General features: G+C 71.1%; 18 protein-coding genes and 1 tRNA gene. 11 read left to right on the top strand and 8 right to left on the bottom strand.

The genetic code is table 11. The features are described 5' to 3' along the window. Nucleotides 1-62 precede the first annotated feature (62 nt). On the top strand, nt 63-1,655 hold the full coding sequence (locus ACIA73_RS27220) for a M4 family metallopeptidase (RefSeq protein ID WP_399441366.1): 1,593 nt from the start codon (nt 63-65) through the stop codon (nt 1,653-1,655). Nucleotides 1,656-1,658: 3 nt separating this feature from the next. Here ACIA73_RS27220 and ACIA73_RS27225 read toward each other — a convergent pair whose 3' ends face one another. Continuing rightward, nucleotides 1,659-3,119, bottom strand: coding sequence for a M1 family metallopeptidase (locus ACIA73_RS27225; RefSeq protein ID WP_399441367.1), 1,461 nt, complete (start codon nt 3,117-3,119; stop codon nt 1,659-1,661). A gap of 85 nt (nt 3,120-3,204) precedes the next feature. Then, the gene (locus ACIA73_RS27230; RefSeq protein ID WP_399441368.1) at nt 3,205-3,762 is read right to left on the bottom strand and encodes a heme-binding protein; all 558 of its coding nucleotides are present in this window, start codon (nt 3,760-3,762) and stop codon (nt 3,205-3,207) included. Nucleotides 3,763-4,165: 403 nt separating this feature from the next. Between ACIA73_RS27230 and ACIA73_RS27235 the strand changes: the two genes are divergently transcribed. After that, nucleotides 4,166-5,440, top strand: a complete 1,275-nt coding sequence (locus tag ACIA73_RS27235) for a sensor histidine kinase (protein ID WP_399441504.1) — start codon at nt 4,166-4,168, stop codon at nt 5,438-5,440. Then, nucleotides 5,437-6,084, top strand: coding sequence for a response regulator (locus tag ACIA73_RS27240; protein WP_399441369.1), 648 nt, complete (start codon nt 5,437-5,439; stop codon nt 6,082-6,084). Before ACIA73_RS27235 ends, ACIA73_RS27240 begins: the two co-directional genes overlap by 4 nt. Nucleotides 6,085-6,153: 69 nt before the next feature. Here ACIA73_RS27240 and ACIA73_RS27245 read toward each other — a convergent pair whose 3' ends face one another. Beyond that, complete coding sequence (locus ACIA73_RS27245; RefSeq protein ID WP_399441370.1) at nt 6,154-6,771, bottom strand: Uma2 family endonuclease; 618 nt, start codon at nt 6,769-6,771, stop codon at nt 6,154-6,156. A 134-nt stretch (nt 6,772-6,905) separates the two neighbouring features. On the opposite strand from ACIA73_RS27245, the gene ACIA73_RS27250 reads away from it, so the two are divergent. Beyond that, entirely contained in the window at nt 6,906-7,409 is a 504-nt protein-coding gene (locus tag ACIA73_RS27250) for a hypothetical protein (protein WP_399441371.1), read from the top strand. A 47-nt stretch (nt 7,410-7,456) separates the two neighbouring features. On the opposite strand, the gene ACIA73_RS27255 is transcribed toward ACIA73_RS27250, so the two are convergent. Then, nucleotides 7,457-8,131: a pentapeptide repeat-containing protein gene (locus ACIA73_RS27255; RefSeq protein ID WP_399441372.1), complete on the bottom strand. Its 675-nt coding sequence runs from the start codon at nt 8,129-8,131 to the stop codon at nt 7,457-7,459. Nucleotides 8,132-8,242: 111 nt separating this feature from the next. On the opposite strand from ACIA73_RS27255, the gene ACIA73_RS27260 reads away from it, so the two are divergent. Continuing rightward, on the top strand, nt 8,243-9,472 hold the full coding sequence (locus ACIA73_RS27260) for an NAD(P)-binding protein (protein ID WP_399441373.1): 1,230 nt from the start codon (nt 8,243-8,245) through the stop codon (nt 9,470-9,472). A 112-nt stretch (nt 9,473-9,584) separates the two neighbouring features. Continuing rightward, entirely contained in the window at nt 9,585-10,607 is a 1,023-nt protein-coding gene (locus ACIA73_RS27265; RefSeq protein WP_399441374.1) for a zinc-binding dehydrogenase, read from the top strand. A 27-nt stretch (nt 10,608-10,634) separates the two neighbouring features. Here ACIA73_RS27265 and ACIA73_RS27270 read toward each other — a convergent pair whose 3' ends face one another. Both ACIA73_RS27270 and ACIA73_RS27275 read right to left on the bottom strand, forming a co-directional pair. Continuing rightward, the gene (locus tag ACIA73_RS27270; RefSeq protein WP_399441375.1) at nt 10,635-11,105 is read right to left on the bottom strand and encodes a GNAT family N-acetyltransferase; all 471 of its coding nucleotides are present in this window, start codon (nt 11,103-11,105) and stop codon (nt 10,635-10,637) included. Between the two features lie 113 nt (nt 11,106-11,218). Beyond that, nucleotides 11,219-12,115 carry an aminoglycoside phosphotransferase family protein gene (locus ACIA73_RS27275; protein WP_399441376.1) on the bottom strand — a complete coding sequence of 299 codons (897 nt, stop codon included), beginning with the start codon at nt 12,113-12,115 and terminating at the stop codon, nt 11,219-11,221. Nucleotides 12,116-12,183: 68 nt separating this feature from the next. Here ACIA73_RS27275 and ACIA73_RS27280 point away from each other — a divergent pair, with 68 nt between their 5' ends. Beyond that, complete coding sequence (locus ACIA73_RS27280) at nt 12,184-12,852, top strand: rhomboid-like protein (protein ID WP_399441377.1); 669 nt, start codon at nt 12,184-12,186, stop codon at nt 12,850-12,852. Here the strand turns inward: ACIA73_RS27280 and ACIA73_RS27285 are convergent. After that, nucleotides 12,809-13,972 carry a hypothetical protein gene (locus tag ACIA73_RS27285; protein WP_399441378.1) on the bottom strand — a complete coding sequence of 388 codons (1,164 nt, stop codon included), beginning with the start codon at nt 13,970-13,972 and terminating at the stop codon, nt 12,809-12,811. The genes ACIA73_RS27280 and ACIA73_RS27285 overlap by 44 nt on opposite strands. Before the next feature lie 263 nt (nt 13,973-14,235). Here ACIA73_RS27285 and ACIA73_RS27290 point away from each other — a divergent pair, with 263 nt between their 5' ends. Then, nucleotides 14,236-15,642, top strand: a complete 1,407-nt coding sequence (locus ACIA73_RS27290) for an NAD(P)/FAD-dependent oxidoreductase (RefSeq protein ID WP_399441379.1) — start codon at nt 14,236-14,238, stop codon at nt 15,640-15,642. 73 nt (nt 15,643-15,715) lie between these two features. Here ACIA73_RS27290 and ACIA73_RS27295 read toward each other — a convergent pair. Then, a tRNA-Thr gene (locus ACIA73_RS27295) sits at nt 15,716-15,792 on the bottom strand. 180 nt (nt 15,793-15,972) lie between these two features. Here ACIA73_RS27295 and ACIA73_RS27300 point away from each other — a divergent pair. From ACIA73_RS27300 to ACIA73_RS27310, 3 genes are all read left to right on the top strand, one after another. After that, entirely contained in the window at nt 15,973-17,112 is a 1,140-nt protein-coding gene (locus ACIA73_RS27300; RefSeq protein ID WP_399441380.1) for an ABC transporter ATP-binding protein, read from the top strand. 284 nt (nt 17,113-17,396) lie between these two features. Next, the gene (locus ACIA73_RS27305) at nt 17,397-17,813 is read left to right on the top strand and encodes a hypothetical protein (RefSeq protein ID WP_399441381.1); all 417 of its coding nucleotides are present in this window, start codon (nt 17,397-17,399) and stop codon (nt 17,811-17,813) included. A 61-nt stretch (nt 17,814-17,874) separates the two neighbouring features. Continuing rightward, entirely contained in the window at nt 17,875-18,609 is a 735-nt protein-coding gene (locus ACIA73_RS27310; protein ID WP_399441382.1) for an NDP-sugar synthase, read from the top strand. Nucleotides 18,610-18,624 lie beyond the last annotated feature (15 nt).

Genomic DNA, 18,624 nt, shown 5'->3' on the forward strand with positions numbered 1-18,624 from the left:
TTGATGTCACTCTCACATCGCTCAGCCTCATACCCCCCACGGATTCGAGTGATGGAGAGCGCATGAACCCCCACAAGAGCTCTGTTCTCAACACCAAGCGTGCGGCCGCCATGGTGGCGGCCGCCGCCATGGTCGTCGTCGGTGTGCAGGCCGGAACCGGGACCGCCACCGCGGCGCCGGACAAGGCCCAGAACGCCGGTAGCGCCCAGGCCCAGTCGGCGAGTGCGGCCGCCGTACGGGCCAACGACATCAAGTCCGCCCAGGCGGCGACCACTTCGACGGCCAGAGCGCTTGGCCTCGGCGGCGGCGAGAAGCTCGTCGCGCGTGACGTCATCAAGGACGCCGACGGCACGGTGCACACCCGCTACGAGCGGACGTACGCCGGTCTGCCCGTCCTCGGCGGCGACCTGGTCACCCATGTCACCAAGAGCGGCAAGGTCAAGGGTGTCGACCGGGCGACGGACGCGAAGATAGCCGTCGCCACGACCACCCCGAAGCTCAAGTCGGCAGCGGCGGCCGGTGCGCGCAAGGTGATCTTCGCGGTCAGCGGCAAGCCCACCCTCGCGTTCGAGACCGTGAAGACCGGTGTGAAGAAGGACGGCACGCCGAGCCGGCTGCACACCGTCACCGACGCAGCCACCGGCAAGCAGCTCTACTCGTACGACGAGATCGAGACCGGCAGCGGCGCCAGCATGTACAGCGGCGAGGTCCCGCTGACCTCCACCAAGGGCGGCTCGGGCTTCGAGCTGACCGACGGGGAGCGCGGCGGCCACAAGACCTACGACCTCAAGGGCGGCCAGACCGGCACCGGCACCCTGTTCACCGACGCCGACGACAAGTGGGGCAACGGCAAGGCGGACGACCCGCAGACCGCCGCCACCGATGCCGCCTACGGCGCCGCGATGACCTGGGACTTCTACAAGGACGAGCTGAAGCGCAACGGCATCGCGGGCGACGGCAAGGCCGCCTACTCGCGCGTCCACTACGGCAAGGCGTACGTCAACGCCTTCTGGGACGACAGCTGCTTCTGCATGACGTACGGCGACGGCATCGGCAACACCCACCCGCTGACCGCCATCGACGTGGCCGGCCACGAGATGACCCACGGCCTGACCGCGGCGACCGCCAACCTGGAGTACGCGGGCGAGTCCGGCGGCCTCAACGAGGCGACCTCCGACATCCTCGGCACCGCCGTGGAGTTCTTCGCGAAGAACAAGGAGGACGTCGGTGACTACCTCATCGGCGAGAAGATCGACATCAACGGCGACGGCACGCCGCTGCGTTACATGGACAAGCCCAGCAAGGACGGCCAGTCGCTGGACTACTGGAGCGACAAGGCCGGCGACGTGGACGTCCACTACTCCTCCGGCATCGCCAACCACTTCTTCTACCTGCTGGCCGAGGGCAGCGGCGCCAAGGAGATCAACGGCGTGAAGTACGACTCGCCCACCCAGGACGGGTCGAAGGTCACCGGCATCGGCCAGCAGAAGGCGTACCAGATCTGGTACAAGGCCCTGTCGACCTACATGACCTCGACGACCGACTACAAGGCCGCCCGCGAGGCGACCCTGAAGGCGGCCACCGACCTGTTCGGCGCGGACAGCACCGAGGCGAAGACGGTCGCGGCGGCCTGGACCGGCGTCAACGTCAAGTAAGCGTCACCCCTCGGGAGTTGACGGCTGGTCGTCACCGTAGAGCCAGCTCTCCCAGACGTCGGACAGATCCTTGTCCGTCCGCTCGTCCACGTACGCGGTGAAGTCGGCCGTGGAGGCGTTGGAATGGCGGTGGTCGGCGGCCCAGCCCTGGATGATTTCCAGGAAGGGCTCGTCGCCCACCGCCTGTCGGATTTTGTGCAGGACCATGGCGCCACGCCCGTAGACCGGGTGGTCCGAGATGTTCGCGGGGCCCGGCGGGGCGGCGGGTGGGAACGCCCAGTTCCTGTCGTCCTCGAAGGCCTCCTCGAACTGCTCCTGGGCGGAGGCGCCCCCGTGGTCCTCGTCCCACAGCCACTCCGCGTACGTCGCGAAGCTCTCGTTCAGCCACATGTCTCGCCAGCTCTTCGGCGAGACCGAGTTGCCGAACCACTGGTGCGCGATCTCGTGCAGCTGGGCGTCTTCGAGAGAGTTCCCGCCGCCGGTGATCCCGCTGTAGACCGGCTTGGTCTGGGACTCCAGCGCGTACCCCACATCGCCCTTGCGCAGCACGACTGACCCGATCGAGTCGTACGGGTACGGACCGAAGTTGAGCACCGCCCATTCCATCATCTCCGGGATCCGCTGCCGGAGTTGGAGGCTGGGCGCATCCATGGACGCCTCGGCCGCCGCGTAGACGGGGACCTTGCGTACGGGCGTTTCCTCGTCGTCCGCGAGCTCCGCGACGGCCTCGCTCCGCCACACCTTGAAGTCGCTCACCGCGAGCATCGCGAGGTAGCTCGCCATCGGCTCGCGCGTCTGCCAGTCGAAGGTGGTGCGGCCGTTGCGGGTGCGGGGCGGAGTCTTCAACTCGCCGTTGGAGACAGCGGTTTGACCCTCGGGAACGGTGATCTTGATGTCGTACGTCGCCTTGTCGGACGGGTGGTTGTTTCCGGGAAACCATGCCATCGACCCGGTCGGCTGGCCCACCGCCACCGACACCTTCGCGTCCTCGGACCGGAGCCAGCCCTCCTGGTCGGTGTCGGCGTTGGTGAGGCGGCCAGGCTCACCGGAGTACCGGACCACCGTCCTGAACGTCTCCCCCTTGCGCAGATCCTTCCGGGGCCGCAGCGTCAGCTCCGTCCCCGCCTGGCTCGCGGCGGCCTGCTCGCCCTGCACCGTCGCCCCGTCGACCGTGAGCCTGGAGAGGTCGAGGCTGAAGGCGCTCAGGTCCTGGGTCGCCTTCGCGGTGATCTCGGCGGTGCCCTTGAGGCGGTGGGCGGCGGGGTCGTAGTCCAGGTCGAGGGCGTAGTGCGAGACGTCGTAGCCGCCGTTGCCCAGCTTGGGGAAGAGGGGGTCGCGCAGGCCGTGGGCACCGGGGGTGCCGAAGCCGTTGGGGGTGCCGTCCGTGGTGCAGGAGGTGCCCGCGAGCGCGAGGACGAGGGCGGCGCCGAGCAGGGCGGGGCGGGGGCGGCGGGGCAGCTGCATCAGGTGATCCTAGTGCGGGTGGACATACGCCCACCCGCACCGGAACCCGCGCTCAGGCCCGCTTTGCTCCCCTGCGCACCGAGCCTCAGCGGCTCAGCGCGGCCACGCCCGCCTGGGCGAACTTCTCGTCCAGGTCGCCGCTGGGCGCACCCGCGACACCGATGCCCGCGATCGGCGCACCCTTGGCCTGGACCGGGGCGCCGCCGCCGAGGAACAGGGTGCCCGGGATGTCCTTCAGGTTCGGGGCCTGGGCGAGGCGCTTGACCAGCTCGGAGGTGGGGGCGTTCCAGGAGACGGCGGTGTAGCCCTTCTTCACGGCCGACTCGGGGGACTGCGGGCCGGCGCCGTCGCCGCGCAGGGTGACGATCGTGTTGCCGTTGCGGTCGACGACGGCGACGGAGACGCGCTGGTTCTCCTTCTTCGCGGCGTCGAGGACGGCCTCGGCGGCCTTGGTGGCGGCCGCGACGGTGAGGTGCGTGGACTGCTGGAGGTTGCGGTTCGAGGCGTCGGCCTTCACGGCGGCGGCGGACTCCGCGGCCGGGGCGGTGGCGTTGGCGGACACGGCCCCGAAGGTGCCGGCACCGAGGACGGCGACTGCGGCGCCACCGGTCAGGACACGGGCACGGAGAGAGAGCTTCTTCATGGCGGGCTCCAAGCTGCTGCGTTACGGAAGGGAGTGGAGTGAAGCGTGGAGACGGAGAGCAGCGGGGGAGCCGCTCTCCGTCTGCCTCCCATCCTGGGTCCGCCCACCCCCGCGTACGGTCGGTGCACCGGCTGCTCCCGGCTGCCCGGGCGGCCGACCCCGGGGTCGGCCGATCGGTTGATGCGGGGGTGGTCCCGGTGGGTCATGGTGGGGGTGTACGTACTGTTCGGAGCCGGTATGTGCGGGTCGGGCGGAGCACCGGGCGCGCCCGGGTGTCCGGGCGCGCGGCCCCGGGTGAGCCCAGGAACACGGGGCGGACAAGGAGCGCAGGGTGCGGACGTACGACGGCGAGGGCCGCCTGGGGCCCCACCCCGACCCGGACTCCCGCTGGCTCGCCCTGGTCATGCACGCGGCCTTCTACCTGCTGCTCGGCGCCTCCCTGGCGCGCTTCCTGCTGCGCCACCCCGGCGAAACCCGCACCCCGTGGATCATCGGCCTGAGCATCGCGCTCGCCGCCCTCTACGCCCTGCTGTACGTCCGCCCCGCGCATCCCGCACCCGACATCGACCCCCCTCCCACCGGGGGCGGGGCCAGGACCGGAGCCGGGGCCAGGACCGACAGTGCCAGGACCGACGCGGCCAGCACCGACGCGGCCAGGACCGGAGCCGGCGACGCACCCACCCAGCCGCCCCACGCCCACGCGGCCCTCGCCGCGGTGGTCGCCGTCTGGGTGGTGCTGGTCGTCCTCGCGCCCAGCTTCGCCTGGTGTGCCGTACCGCTCCTGTACACCGGGCTGCGCACCCTGCCCTCCCGTACCGCACTCGCCCTCGTCACCCTCCTCACCGCTTTCGTCGTCACGGCCCAACTCCAGCTCGCCGAGGGCGGGTTCGACCCCAATCTGGTGCTCGCGCCGCCCGCCGTGGCCGCCATCGCCACCGGCGTGTTCGTGTACATGCAGCGCCAGACCGCCCGCCAGCGCACCCTCATCGACGACCTCATCCGCACCCGCCGCGAACTCGCCGCCACCGAACGCCGCGAGGGCACCCTCGCCGAACGCCAGCGCCTCTCCATGGAGATCCACGACACCCTCGCCCAGGGCCTCTCCAGCCAGCAGATGCTGCTCCAGGCCGCCGACCGCACCTGGGACACGGACCCGGCGACCGCCCGCCGCCACGTCCTTACCGCCACCTCCATCGCCGAGCACAACCTCGCCGAGGCCCGCCGCTTCGTCCACGACCTGGCCCCCGCCGACCTGGCCGAGGCGGGCGCCAGGGGCGGCGGCCTGGAGGAAGCCCTCCGTACGGTCGCCACCCGCGAGAACGCCCGCTTCCACCTGGACGGCACCGCCACCCCCCTCCCCGACCGCGTCCAGTCCGCCCTGCTCCGTATCGCGCAGGGCGCCCTCGCCAACGTCCGCGAGCACGCCGGCGCCACCACCACCGCCGTCACCCTCACCTACCTGGACGACCAGGTGGTCCTGGACATCGCCGACGACGGCCGGGGCTTCGACCTCGCCACGCTGCCCGGCCCCACCGACGTACGCGGCCACGGCCTGCCCGCCATCCGCGCCCGCGTCCAGCAGCTCGGCGGCACCCTCGCCGTCGAGTCCGCCCCCGGCGAGGGCACCGTCCTCTCCGCCGCGATCCCCTTCGCCCTCCCCCTGGAGCCCACCCCATGACGACCGCCGCCCCCGTCCGCATCCTCCTCTGCGACGACCACGTGGTCGTACGGGCCGGACTGCTCGCCCTCCTGTCCAGCGAGCCCGACATCGAGGTCGTCGGCGAGGCCGGCAACGGCGAGGAGGCAGTCGCCATGGCCGCCAAGCTGACCCCCGACGTCGTCCTGATGGACCTCCAGCTCGGCGCCGGAATCGACGGCGTCGAGGCCACCCGCCGTATCGCCGCCACCAGCACACCCGGCACCGGCCCGCACGTCCTCGTCCTCACCACCTACGACACCGACGCCGACATCACCCGGGCCATCGCGGCGGGCGCCACCGGCTACCTCCTCAAGGCCGAACGCCCCGAGGAACTCTTCGCCGCCATCCGCTCGGCCTCCCAGGGCCGCACCACCCTCTCCCCGCCGATCGCCAGCCGTGTGATGGCCCAGATGCGGGGTGCCGGCCGCCCCACCCTCACCGACCGCGAGTCGGACATCCTCGCCCAGCTCGCCCACGGCCTGGGCAACCGCGAGATCGCCCGCGCCCTGTTCATCAGCGAGGCGACGGTGAAGACCCACCTGGGCCGCATCTACGCCAAGCTCGGGGTGGACACGAGGGCGGGCGCGGTGGCGGTGGCGAAGGAGCAGCGGCTGCTGCCGTGAGCCTTTTTCGAGCGGGTGCGGTTCGTGCGCGTGCGGTTCGTGCGGTTCATCCGGTTCGTGCGCGTGCGGTCAGAACTCGCTCGTGTCGAGGTCGAAGCCCAGCGGCTCGGGCAGCGGGACCTTGCCCGGCATGCTGTACGGAACCTTGTTCACAAAGCCGTCACCGGCGGGCTCCGTGCACAGGAGGGCCTTGCCCGCCTCGCGGTCGATGAGCAGGTACACGGGGATCCCGGCGCGGGCGTAGCCCCGGAGCTTCTTGACGCGGTCGTTGCCTGCGGTGGCGGAGGAGGTGACCTCGGCGACGAGGAGTACCGGGGCCGGGTCGTGGAACTCCAGCTCGTCGTCGAAGCTGCCCTTGGGGGCGACGACGAGGTCGGGGACGACCTTGCCGGTCTTGGAGGCGCCGGGGACGTTGAGGCCGATGCCGGTGTACGGACGAAGCACACGGTCCTCGCGCCGCAGAATCACTTGTTCCGCGACTCCGGACACCATCTCTTCATGCTCGCCATTGGCGGGAGGTGTCACGTGGATGTCCCCTTCGATCAATTCCACGCGCCAGCCCCTGGGGGCGACGGCGCTGAACCTGTCGAAGGCTTCCTCGACCGACATGGCCGGGTTCTTGTCCTGGAACTCGTCGGACGCGTCCTCGAACTCGAACGCATCCCACTCCGGTGCGGGCAGTGCCATGACGGACCTCCTTCGCGCAGCGCGACTCTCCCAGCGTAGGCCGGACCACCGCCCCGGAACCTCCTCACCCTCACCCGAACGTGCAAGCGGATACGTTTCTCCGCCCCGCCCCGCCCCGTGCGACCATCGTCAACGTGCTCGACATCGGTTACTCCCTCTCCCGCCGCTTCCCCGACCCTCCGCAGACGGACTACGCCCGTGCGGACGTACGGTCGCTGCGGCACGACCTGTTCTGCGGGGACGTGTACCTCGCGGACACCAAGGCGGACCGGGAAGTATCCACAGCCTGGGGATGGGTTCCGGTGCTGGACTTCGCCTGGGCGCTGTGCGACATCGTCGAGCAGCTGGACCAGGACCCGCGCGGCAACCGTTCGGCGCACCGCCAGTACGCGGAGATCGACTTCACCGAGTCCACCGACCGGATGCTCTTCGAGCGCCGCTTCGGGTGGGTCGACGTGGAGGCCGACTGGATGCCGGTCGAGGAGGCCCCGCTGACCTTCGGCCATCGACTCCTGCGCCGCGAGGCCCGGGACTTCCTGCACGACGTGATCGCCGACCTCACGGACATGCACGACGGGCTGGACGACAACCCGGTGATCTGGTCCCTGATGAGCAAGTTCCCGCGCATCACCGACTGAGCGCCTGCCCCGCGCCCCGCCGACTCAGCACCTCCCCCCGGGCCCCGCTACATCTCCACCCGAATCCCCAGCTCCGCCGCGAACAGCGGTGCCAGGTCGAGGAGTTGGGCGGGGCTGATGACGGACCCCCGCAGCCGGTCCAGCCCCCGCGCGATGCCCAGCTCGGCCACCGTACGCAGATCGACGTCACGCATCGTCGCCCCGCTGAAGTCCGCACCCCTCAGGACGCAGTCCCGGAACTCCACCCGCTCCAGCTTCGCGTCCATGAAGTCCGGTTCCACGAGTACGCACCCCTCGAAGACCACGTCCTTCAGCTTCGACTTCCGCAGATTCAGGTAGTCGATCTTCCCGCCCCGCACGACCACCCGCTCCAGCACCGCCCCGTGCAACTGCGTCCCGCCCAGCCGCGCGTCGACGATCTCCACATCCCGCAACGACGCCTCCGCCAGCTGCGTCCCCACCCCCCGCACCTGCTCCAGAACGCAGTCCAGCACCCGCGCCCTGCTCAGCCGCGTCTCGTTCAGCGCCACCCCGTACAGCCCGCAGTCCATGAACCGGGCCCCGCGCCCCTCCTGACCGCCCAGGTCCAGGTCCCGGAACTCCAGCCCGTCGTAATCCCCCTCCGACTCCAGCCCCGCCTCCCCGAAGGCCACCAGCTCAGGCAGCCGCACCTCCGGGCGTCGTACGGCTGGGACCTGCTTCTTCTTCGCTTCACGTGCCATGCCCCCCATGCTCCCCCACCCCACTGACAACGCCCCCGATGTCACACCCCCGCCCCCCTCACCCGTCACCACCCCAGAAGGGACAACTCCGCCCCACCCGAAAGGCACCCCGTGAGTACCGACAACACCACCACCCGCACCCGCACCCCCCTCACCGTCATCGGCGGCGGCCTCGCCGGCCTGATCGCCGCCATCACCGCCGCCGAGTCCGGCACCCCCGTCCACCTCCACGAGTCCCACCACACCCTCGGCGGCCGCGCCCGCACCGCCACCACCCCCTACAGGACGAACGAGGGCCCGCACGCCCTCTACTCCCGCGGCCCCCTCTGGACCTGGCTCCAGCAGCGCGACCTCATCGGCCCGGCCGCCGCCGTCCCCCTCCGCGCGACCCTCCTCACCCGCTTCCACCGCGACGGCTCCCTCCGCCGGATGCCCCCGCTTCCGGTACTCCGCCTCGGCCGCAAGCAGGCCTGTGCCGCCCCCGTCGACACCGACTTCCACACCTGGGCGACCCGCCACATCGGCCCCCGCCACGCCCGTTTCGCCGCGAACGCCATCGGCGTCGCCGTCTTCCACCACGACCCGGGCACCCTCTCCGCCCGCTTCGTGCAGGAGCGCCTGCACCGGGTGCTCGCCACGCCGCCGGAGGCCAAGTACCCGGTGGGCGGCTGGACTTCGGTCGTGGGCCGCCTCACCGCGCACGCCCGCTCCCTCGGCGTACGCGTCGAAACCGGCTCCCGCCTCACCGGCAGCGACCTCGCCGAAGCCGCCGCCCACGGCCCGGTGATCGTCGCGACCTCCCTCGCCGCCGCCCGGCACCTCCTCGGCGACGACTCCCTCGCCTGGGAGAGCGGCCGCAGCGCCCTCCTCGACCTCGGTCTGCGCACCCGCCGCAACGACTCCTTCATCGTCTCCGACCTGGACTCCCCCGGCTGGATCGAACGCTTCACCGCCCAGGACCCGACCCTCGCCCCGCCCGGCGAACAGCTCATCCAGGCCCAACTCCCCCTCGCGCCCGGCGAGTCCAGGTCCGTCGGCACCGCCCGCGCCGAACACCTCCTCGACCTGGGCTTCCCGGGCTGGCGCAGCCGCGTCACCCACCGCGCGGAGGCCCTCGCCGACGGACGTACCGGCGCACTCGACCTGCCGGGCACCACCTGGCGCGACCGCCCCGCCATCGATCGCGGCAACGGCGTCTACCTCGCGGGCGACCAGGTCGCCGCCCCCGGGATGCTCGCCGAGGTCTCCTTCAACAGCGCCCTGGAGGCCGCCTCCCTCGCCCTGCGCGGCGGCATCCTTCCCGATGGCGACCTCGCCCACCTTGACCTCAAGAGCGCTTGAGGTACGAGAGTGATCCCCGTACCGCCGAACCGGCGCACACCACCGGCCAGGTACACCCACACAGGTCACCGGCTCGTGCCGTCAACCAGGCTCACACACAGGGGAGTTCGCCATGCACGCCATCCGCCTCCACGCCTTCGGACCGCCCGAGAACCTCACCTACGAGCAGACCGAGGACCCCACCCCCGGCCCCGGTCAGGTCCGGATAGCCGTCAAGGCCTCCGGCGTGCACCTCCTGGACACCGCCCTGCGCCAGGGGATGCAGGGCCCGTTCCCGGCCCCCACCGAGCTGCCGGCCATCCCCGGCCGCGAGGTCGCGGGCATCGTCGAATCCCTCGGCGAGGGCACCGACCCCTCCTGGCTCGGCAAGCGCGTGGTCGCCCACCTCGGCCTGCCCGCCCCCTCCCTCGGCGGCTACGCCGAACTCGCCGTCACCGACGCCGCCAAGCTCCACCCCCTCCCCGACACCCTCGACGAAGCCGCAGCCGTCGCCATGATCGGCACCGGCCGCACCACCCTCGGCATCCTGGGCTTCACCCACGTCACCCCCGACACCGTCGCGCTGATCCCGGCCGCCGCCGGCGGCATCGGCACCCTGCTCGTGCAGTACGTCAAGAACGCCGGCGGCACCGCGATCGGCCTGGCGGGCGGCCCCGCCAAGACCGCCCTGGTCGAGGCCAACGGCGCCGACCTCGCCGTCGACTACACCCGCCCCGACTGGCCGGACGCCGTCTCCGGGTTCCTCGCCGCCCGCGACCTCCCCGGCGCCACCGTCGTCTTCGACTCGGTCAGCGGTGCCACCGGGCGCGCCGCCGTCGACCTCCTCGCCCCCGGCGGCGAACACATCGTCTTCGGCTGGTCCGACAAGGGCCCCCACGACGGCGAGGCGCTCACCTTCACCGACGCCGAACTCGCCGACCGCGGCATCACCTCCCAGCAGGTCCTCGGCCCGCCCATGTTCGCCAAGGTCGGCGGCGACAACCCCCTGCGCACCCTGGAAACCCGCTCCCTCGCCCTTGCCACCTCCGGCGAACTCCGCCCGGCCGTCCAGCGCTACCCGCTGGCGGACGCGGCCAAGGCCCACCACGACCTGGAGAGCCGCGGCACGGTCGGCAAGGTGGTCCTCATTCCGTGAGAGCGCGCGCGCCCGGGACTCCGTCTCTCAACTCCCGAGCTTCTCCAGCGCGTTGTCCGTCAGCCGGTACACGTGCCACTCGTCCTGCGGGCGGGCGCCCAGCGACTCGTAGAAGTCGATCGACGGCTTGTTCCACTTGAGCACCGACCACTCAAGGCGCTGGTAGCCCTGGCGCACACAGGTCCGCGCGAGCTCGGTGAGCAGTGCCTTGCCGTGGCCGCCGCCGCGGGCGGTGGGGCGTACGTACAGGTCCTCCAGGTAGATCCCGTGCACCCCGCGCCAGGTCGAGAAGTTGAGGAACCACACCGCGTACCCGACCACCTCGCCGTCCGCCGTCTCGGCGATGTGGGCGTACGCGGCGGGACTCTCCCCGAACAGCGCCCGGCGCAACTGCTCCTCGGTGGCCCGGACCTCGTCCAGGGCTTTCTCGTACTCGGCCAACTCCCGGATCATGGAGAGGATCTCGGGCAGGTCGTCGACAGTGGCGTTACGGATCATGGCGGCAGGGTAATCCGCCCGGGCATCCCGGCGGAGCCACCGTCCGGGAGGTCCGGCGGAACGGCCCTGCACAACCGCCCTACGCAACCACCCTGCGCAACGACCCGTCCCCGCTACGCCGTCCCCCGCAACACCTCCGCCACCGCCACATCGTCCTCGTCCAGCCCCTCCCCGTCCTCCACCGACCACAGCGCGTTCTGCAGCACCCGCCCCAGCGTCCACGCCCGGGCCCGCTCCCGGTCCAGGCCCATGACGTCCGTCATCGCGTCGAAGCGCCACTGCGTGTCGGCGGGGTCGAAGCGGTTGTTGAGGGCGGGCCACAGGTCGAAGCCCGGGTCACCGGCCAGCGGCTTGGGGTCGATGGCGACCCATCCCGCACGCCGGCCCGTCCCGGCGAGCACGTTCTCGAAGTGCAGGTCCCAGTGGAGCAGCGCGTCGCCCGGCTCGCCCATGACCTCCCGTACCGCCGCCGCACAGTCCGCGACCAGCCTCCGTTCGGCGGGATCGTCGAGCAGCTTCAGTGCGTCGGGGGTGTCCGCGACCATCCGTTCAGCGATGTCCCCGAGGCGGCGCATCCCGGCGGGGGCGGGCACGGCCGTGAAGCGGGCCAGCATCCCGGCGATGATCAGTACGCCCTGCCGGGTGTCCGGCTCGTCGTCCAACGACCGTGCGGAGTCCAGGCGTTCAAGGAGCAGCGAGCCGTTCGACGGCTCATGGTCCAGTACGTGTACGGCACCCAGGTCCGCCCAGGCCCGCAACGCGTCCGCCTCGCCCTCGCTCTCCTCGTTGACCGCCTGGAGCTTGAGCGCGGCACGGGTGCCGTCGGAGCGGCGCACGGGAAGAACCAGCGCGGCCATTCCGTGCATCGAGGGCCCGTCGACGGTCAGCTCCCAGCGGCCCAGCATCTCCGCCGCCAGTCCCGGCAGCGACTCGACGAACGCCCGGCCCGCCTCCCCCTCGTACCTGATCTGCGTCTCGGCCAGCGCCTGCGGAATCTCGATATCGCTCACCCGGCCGACCCTACGATTCCGGCGCGGCCCCACGCACCTAATTTCTGGTAAACCGGGACAATCGCCCCATGTCCACCACCATTCAGCCCGGCCGCCCCCGCACCGCCGTCCAAGCCGTCTGGTCCTACCTCCGCCGTGCCCCCGGCACCTACCTCTGGCTGCTGATCCTCTTCCTCACCACCGTCGTCATCAGCCATATGGACCCCGCCTTCACCGACGAGTTCCTCCGCCGGCGCTCCACCAACATCCGTCAGCTCTCCGAGGACCCCGCCCGCGTCCTGATCTCCTCCGCGTTCTGGATCGACGGCGACAACGGACTTCGCGGCTGGCTGCCGTACGCCGTCCTCTACACCCTCTTCCACGCCACCGTCGAGCACCGCCTGGGCACCCTGCGCTGGCTGAGCGTCGCCCTGATCGCACACGTCGGGGCCACCTACCTCAGCGAGGGCGTCCTCCTCTGGGCGATCCGGCACGACCTGGCCCCGGCGGAATCGGTCAACACCCTCGATGTCGGGGTGAGTTACGCACTCGCCGGGGTGGTCGCCGTCCTCACCTACCTCCTGCCCGCCCCCTGGCGGTACGTCTACCTCTTCGGCGTCCTCACCTTCTACGCCCTGCCACTGGTCAACGGCCGCACCTTCACCGACCTCGGCCACTTCAGCGCCGTACTCCTCGGCCTTGCCTGCTACCCGCTCACCCGGCGCCGCCACCCCCGGAGCCCACACTGGACCCACTAGACCAACCGCCCCCGTACGCCCCCATCAACTCCTCCCAGAACCCCAGCCCCCGCACCACCTCGTGCCGCAACCGCCTCCCGGTCTCCGCCGTCGGCCGGATCTCCTCGTACGTGCGACGCAACTCCTCCGCCACCCCCACCGTCAGCCCCGCCAGCCGCTCCCGCACCAGCGCGTCCCAATCCACCGCGCCCGGCCCCCGCTCCTCCCGGTGCAGCTCCACCACCGGCAGCTGACGCCCCACCGCCCACACCACCAACTGGGGCACATCACGCCACAGATGGGCATGGCGATACCGCTTGCCCCGCCCCATCCGCTCCACCACGGCCCGAACCTCCCGGGCGATCTCCACCGCCCGCAGCACCCCCACCGCCTCGGTGTCCTCGTTGAAGACCGTGCGGTACGCCGCCCCGGCCCGGTCCGCCCACAACCGCTCACGCCCCTGGGCGCTGTCCGCCGCGTGCGCCACCTCCAGCCGTGCGCCCGGCGCCAGACAGGCCAGCGCCGCCGTGGCCTCCTCGACCGTGACGCAGCGCCGCGCCGACCCCTCCCCGTAAGGCTCCCGCACCTCACCGCGCCGTACCGCGAACCGCACCTCATCGGCCCTGAACTCCCGCATCAGCCGCAACAGATTCGGATCCCGTACGAGTTCGTCCTGCGCCGACGCCACGTTCCGCCGCCGGTCCTCCGCGTCCAGCTCCCCGCGCACCACCCCCACCGCGGGCCCCGTCACCACCTCCAGCCGCACCACCGACCGCCCCAGCCAGTCCGCCGGCATCCCGTCCGCCACGGCCCGCTCCAGCACCCCCAACCGCTGCACCCCGTCCACCACTTCGGGCTCCGCGATCTGCACCAGCCCCCGGTTGCGGGTCCCCGCCGGATCCCACCGCACCGCCTCCGCGCCCAGCACCACGGACCCCACCACCCCGAAGTCCCAGGGCCGCTGCCACAGCAGCTCCGTCAGCTCCTCGTTGGCCGCGCTCCCCCCGAGGAAACCCCGCCGCCCGCCTTCCCACTCCCCGCCCGCCAACTGATCCGCGGTCACCCACACCAGCCACCGCTGATCACTGATCCGCTCCACCCTCTCCGGCTTCAGCGACAGCCCCTCGAAACGCGAGGGCACGGGCGAAGGAGTCAGCTGCGGCGGCAAGAACAAAACGTCTGTCATACCCACCCAACGCCCGCACCGCACCCGAGGTCGCGCCCACCCGCCCTCCGACTCCCGCACCACTCCCGCACACCACTCCCGCACCACCGCCCGGCGCCCCCGACACACCGTCGAGACCCACCCGCCCCCACCCCCCGGATCGCCCATTGCCGCAGCCCGCCCCCGCCCGCTAGCGTCCCGGCACCACAGCCCGGACGCCGACCAGGACGAAGGCCCGCATGAGCAGCACCAGCACCTCCCCCACCACCAACGGAGGAATCTCCTTCTGGTACGCCGACGAGGGCATACCCACCCCCCGCGAACCCCTCCCCGGCGACGCCACCGCCGACATCTGCATCGTCGGCGGCGGCTACACCGGCCTGTGGACGGCGTACTACCTCAAGAAGGCCGTCCCCTTCCTCAACATCACCGTCCTGGAAGCCAAGTTCTGCGGCTACGGCGCCTCAGGACGCAACGGCGGCTGGCTCTACAACGGCATCGCAGGCCGCGACCGCTACGCGAAACTCCACGGCCAGGAGGCCGCCGCCCGCCTCCAGCAGGCCATGAACGACACCGTCACCGAGGTCGTCGAAACCGCCGCCGCCGAATCCATCGACGCGGACATCCACCAGGGCGGCGTACTCGAAGTCGCCCACACACCCGCCCAGTTCGCCCGTCTGCGCGCCTTCCACACCACCGAACTCTCCTTCGGCGAGAAGGACCGCGTACTGCTCGGCGCCCGCGACACCGCCTCCCGCATCCGCGTCACCGGCGCCGTCGGCTCCACCTGGACCCCGCACGGCGCCCGCCTCCACCCGGCCAAACTCGTCAAGGGTCTCGCGGAAACGGTCGAAGCCCTCGGCGTGACGATCCACGAATCGACCCCCGTCACCGAGATCGCCCCCAAGCACGCCCACACCCCGTACGGCACCGTCCGCGCCCCGTACATCCTGCGCTGCACCGAAGGCTTCACCGCCGGCCTCAAGGGCCAGCGCCGCTCCTGGCTCCCCATGAACAGCTCGATGATCGTCACCGACCCCATCCCCGCCGCCCTCTGGGAGACCATCGGCTGGGACGGCCGCGAGAACCTCGGCGACATGGCCCACGCCTACATGTACGCCCAGCGCACCGCCGACGACCGCATCGCCCTCGGCGGCCGGGGCGTCCCCTACCGCTTCGGCTCGAAGACCGACAACGACGGCCGCACCCAGGCCGCCACCATCACCGCCCTCCGCGACCTCCTCGTCCGCTTCTTCCCCACCCTCGCCGGCACCCGCGTCGCCCACGCCTGGTCCGGCGTCCTCGGCGTCCCCCGCGACTGGTGCGCCACCGTCTCCCTCGACCGCTCCACCGGCCTCGGCTGGGCCGGCGGTTACGTCGGCTCCGGCGTCGCCACCACCAACCTCGCCGCCCGCACCCTCCGCGACCTCTTCCTCCAGGACTCCGGCCAGGGCACCACCACCGAACTGACCACCCTCCCCTGGGTCAACCACCGCGTCCGCAAATGGGAACCCGAACCCCTCCGCTGGCTCGGCGTCCAGGCCATGTACGCCGCCTACCGCGAAGCCGACCGTCGCGAACTGTCGGGCCGCACAACGGACACCCACCCAATCGCCAGAATCGCGGACCGGATCGCGGGGCGGTAGACCACAGCAAGACGCCACCCTCTTTGCACACGAAAACGCCCCGCACGATAACCGTGCGGGGCGTTTCCCCTGCTGGAGCCCCCTATCGGATTCGAACCGATGACCTACGCATTACAAGTGCGTTGCTCTGGCCAGCTGAGCTAAGGAGGCATGTGCGAGAAGTCTAACCGGAGCGCCCGCCCCTATGGACAGCGGATTTCACAGCTCAGGACTACTGACAGAACCGAAATCCCCGGGTAGCGTCACCGACAGTCCACCCAGTGGACCAGACCAATCTTCCTTCCACTCGGATCGTCCGGCACGTTCCTGCCGGTAGAAGGGCACATCACCATGGCTACAGTCACGTTCGACAAGGCAACCCGTGTGTACCCGGGTTCCACCAAGCCCGCCGTCGACCAGCTGGAGATCGACATCGAGGACGGCGAGTTCCTCGTCCTCGTCGGTCCGTCCGGCTGCGGCAAGTCGACCTCCCTGCGGATGCTCGCGGGTCTTGAGGACGTCAACGGCGGTGCGATCCGTATCGGTGACCGCGACGTCACGCACCTGCCGCCGAAGGACCGGGACATCGCCATGGTGTTCCAGAACTACGCGCTCTACCCGCACATGTCCGTCGCGGACAACATGGGCTTCGCGCTCAAGATCGCCGGTGTGAACAAGGCCGAGATCCGCAAGAAGGTCGAAGAGGCCGCGAAGATCCTCGACCTCACCGAGTACCTGGACCGCAAGCCGAAGGCGCTCTCCGGTGGTCAGCGTCAGCGTGTCGCGATGGGCCGCGCGATCGTCCGTGAGCCGCAGGTCTTCCTCATGGACGAGCCGCTGTCGAACCTCGACGCCAAGCTCCGTGTGTCGACCCGTACGCAGATCGCCTCGCTCCAGCGCCGTCTGGGCATCACGACCGTGTACGTCACCCACGACCAGGTCGAGGCCATGACCATGGGTGACCGCGTCGCGGTCCTCAAGGACGGTCTCCTCCAGCAGGTCGACTCGCCGCGCAACATGTACGACCGTCCGGCCAACCTCTTCGTCGCCGGCTTCATCGGCTCCCCGGCCATGAACCTGGTCGAGGTCCCGATCACCGACGGCGGCGTGAAGTTCGGCAACAGCGTGGTGCCGGTCAGCCGTGAGGCGCTCTCCGCCGCGGCGGACAAGGGCGACACCACGGTGACCGTCGGTGTCCGTCCCGAGCACTTCGACATCGTCGAGCTCGGCGGCGGCGAGGCCGCCAGGTCGCTGTCGAAGGACACCAGCGACGCCCCGGCCGGTCTGGCCGTCTCCGTCAACGTCGTCGAGGAGCTCGGCGCCGACGGTTACGTCTACGGCTCCGCCGACGTCAGCGGCGAGCACAAGGACCTGGTGGTCCGGGTCAACGGCCGCGCCGTCCCCGACAAGGGCACCGAGCTGCACGTCGTCCCGCGTCCGGGCGAGATGCACGTCTTCTCCACCAAGACGGGCGAGCGCCTCAGCGACTGACGTCCACCGAGTGCGACCCTCGCCGGGGCCGACTGGCACCGAGGGCCAACTGCCACCGGGGTACGTCCGCCAGGTGAGTGAACTGACAGAAGGGACCCCGCGCTTCGGCGCGGGGTCCCTTCCGCATACGCGGGTCGCCTGCGCACACTGTCGACAAATACCCCGGCACAGCGGGCAATTCGGACCTCGGGCGTCAACACCCCATTCGAAAAGGGGGCTCGAACCATCCCCCGTGAGGGTGACTGAATGTCGCCAAATCGTCACCGCCCGCTACGCTCACTCGCGTGACCCACACAGCCCGCCGAATCGGCCGAACCCTCGCCCTCGTACTGCCCGTCGTCCTGGTGCTCTCCGGGACCCTTGCCGTCACCCGCGTCCCGTGGGTGGCCGGCACTCCCGAGTCCCAGATCCTGACCGCGTCCGCCGAGGACGTGTCCACCAAGGCCAAGTCCCGTGCCCCGCAGGATATTCTGCGCGACCGGCTGCTGCTGGAACTTCAGGAAAAGGACCCCGGCACGGCGCTCACGCACCTCCAGCGCGAGGTAGAGCGGCGTCCGTCGCTCGCCAAGCACTGCATGCAGATCGCCCGTGCGCTCGGCCGTGCTGCCGTCACCCACTACGGTCCCACACGCGCGCAGTCCTATTCGCGCCCCGTCTGCGACACCTCCTTCGCCTCCGGTGTCGCGCACTTCCACAACTGACCGCGACGTACGGCCCTGTCCGTGACCTGCGGCGCCCCGGGCGCCGCATATCGTCCCCCGCATGACCCTCACCACGCCCACCACGCCCACCCAGGCCGTCGTTCTGGCGGGCGGGCAGGGTTCGCGCCTGCGCCCGTACACCGACGACCGCCCCAAGCCGATGGTCGAGATTCCCGGAACCGGGACTCCGATCATCGGCCATCAGCTTTCCTGGCTCGCGGCGGAGGGCGTCACTGACGCCGTCGTCTCCTGCGGCCACCTCGCCGAGGTCCTCCAGGACTGGCTCGCCGAGAACGCCTCCCAACTCCCGCTGCGGGTGCAGACGGTCGTGGAGAGCGAACCGCTCGGCCGGGGCGGCGGCCTCAAGTACGCCGCCCAGCACCTCCCGCACCCCGAGCAGCCCTGGCACGCGACCAACGGCGACATCTGGACCCGCTTCTCGCTCCGTGAGATGGCCGCCTTCCACGCCGAACGCGACGCCACCGCCACCCTCGCGCTGGCCCGCCCCCGCATCCCGTGGGGCGCCGTCGAGACCGACGCCTTCGGCCACATCACCGACTTCATCGAGTCGCCGCCGTCCCCGTATCTGATCAACGCGGGCGTGTACGTCTTCTCCGCCGCCTTCACCGCCCTGCTCCCGGACCTCGGCGACCACGAGCGCACCACCTTCCCGCGCCTCGCCCGCTCCCGCAGCCTGGCCGGCTTCCCGCTCCCCCAGGGCGCCTACTGGCGTGCCATCGACACCGCCAAGGACCTGACCGAGGCCGCCAAGGAACTCGCCGCACAGGCCCGTTGAGGGCCGCACGGGCGT

Origin of the sequence: Streptomyces sp. NPDC051561 (genome assembly GCF_044454195.1) — a bacterium.
Lineage (GTDB): Bacteria > Actinomycetota > Actinomycetes > Streptomycetales > Streptomycetaceae > Streptomyces.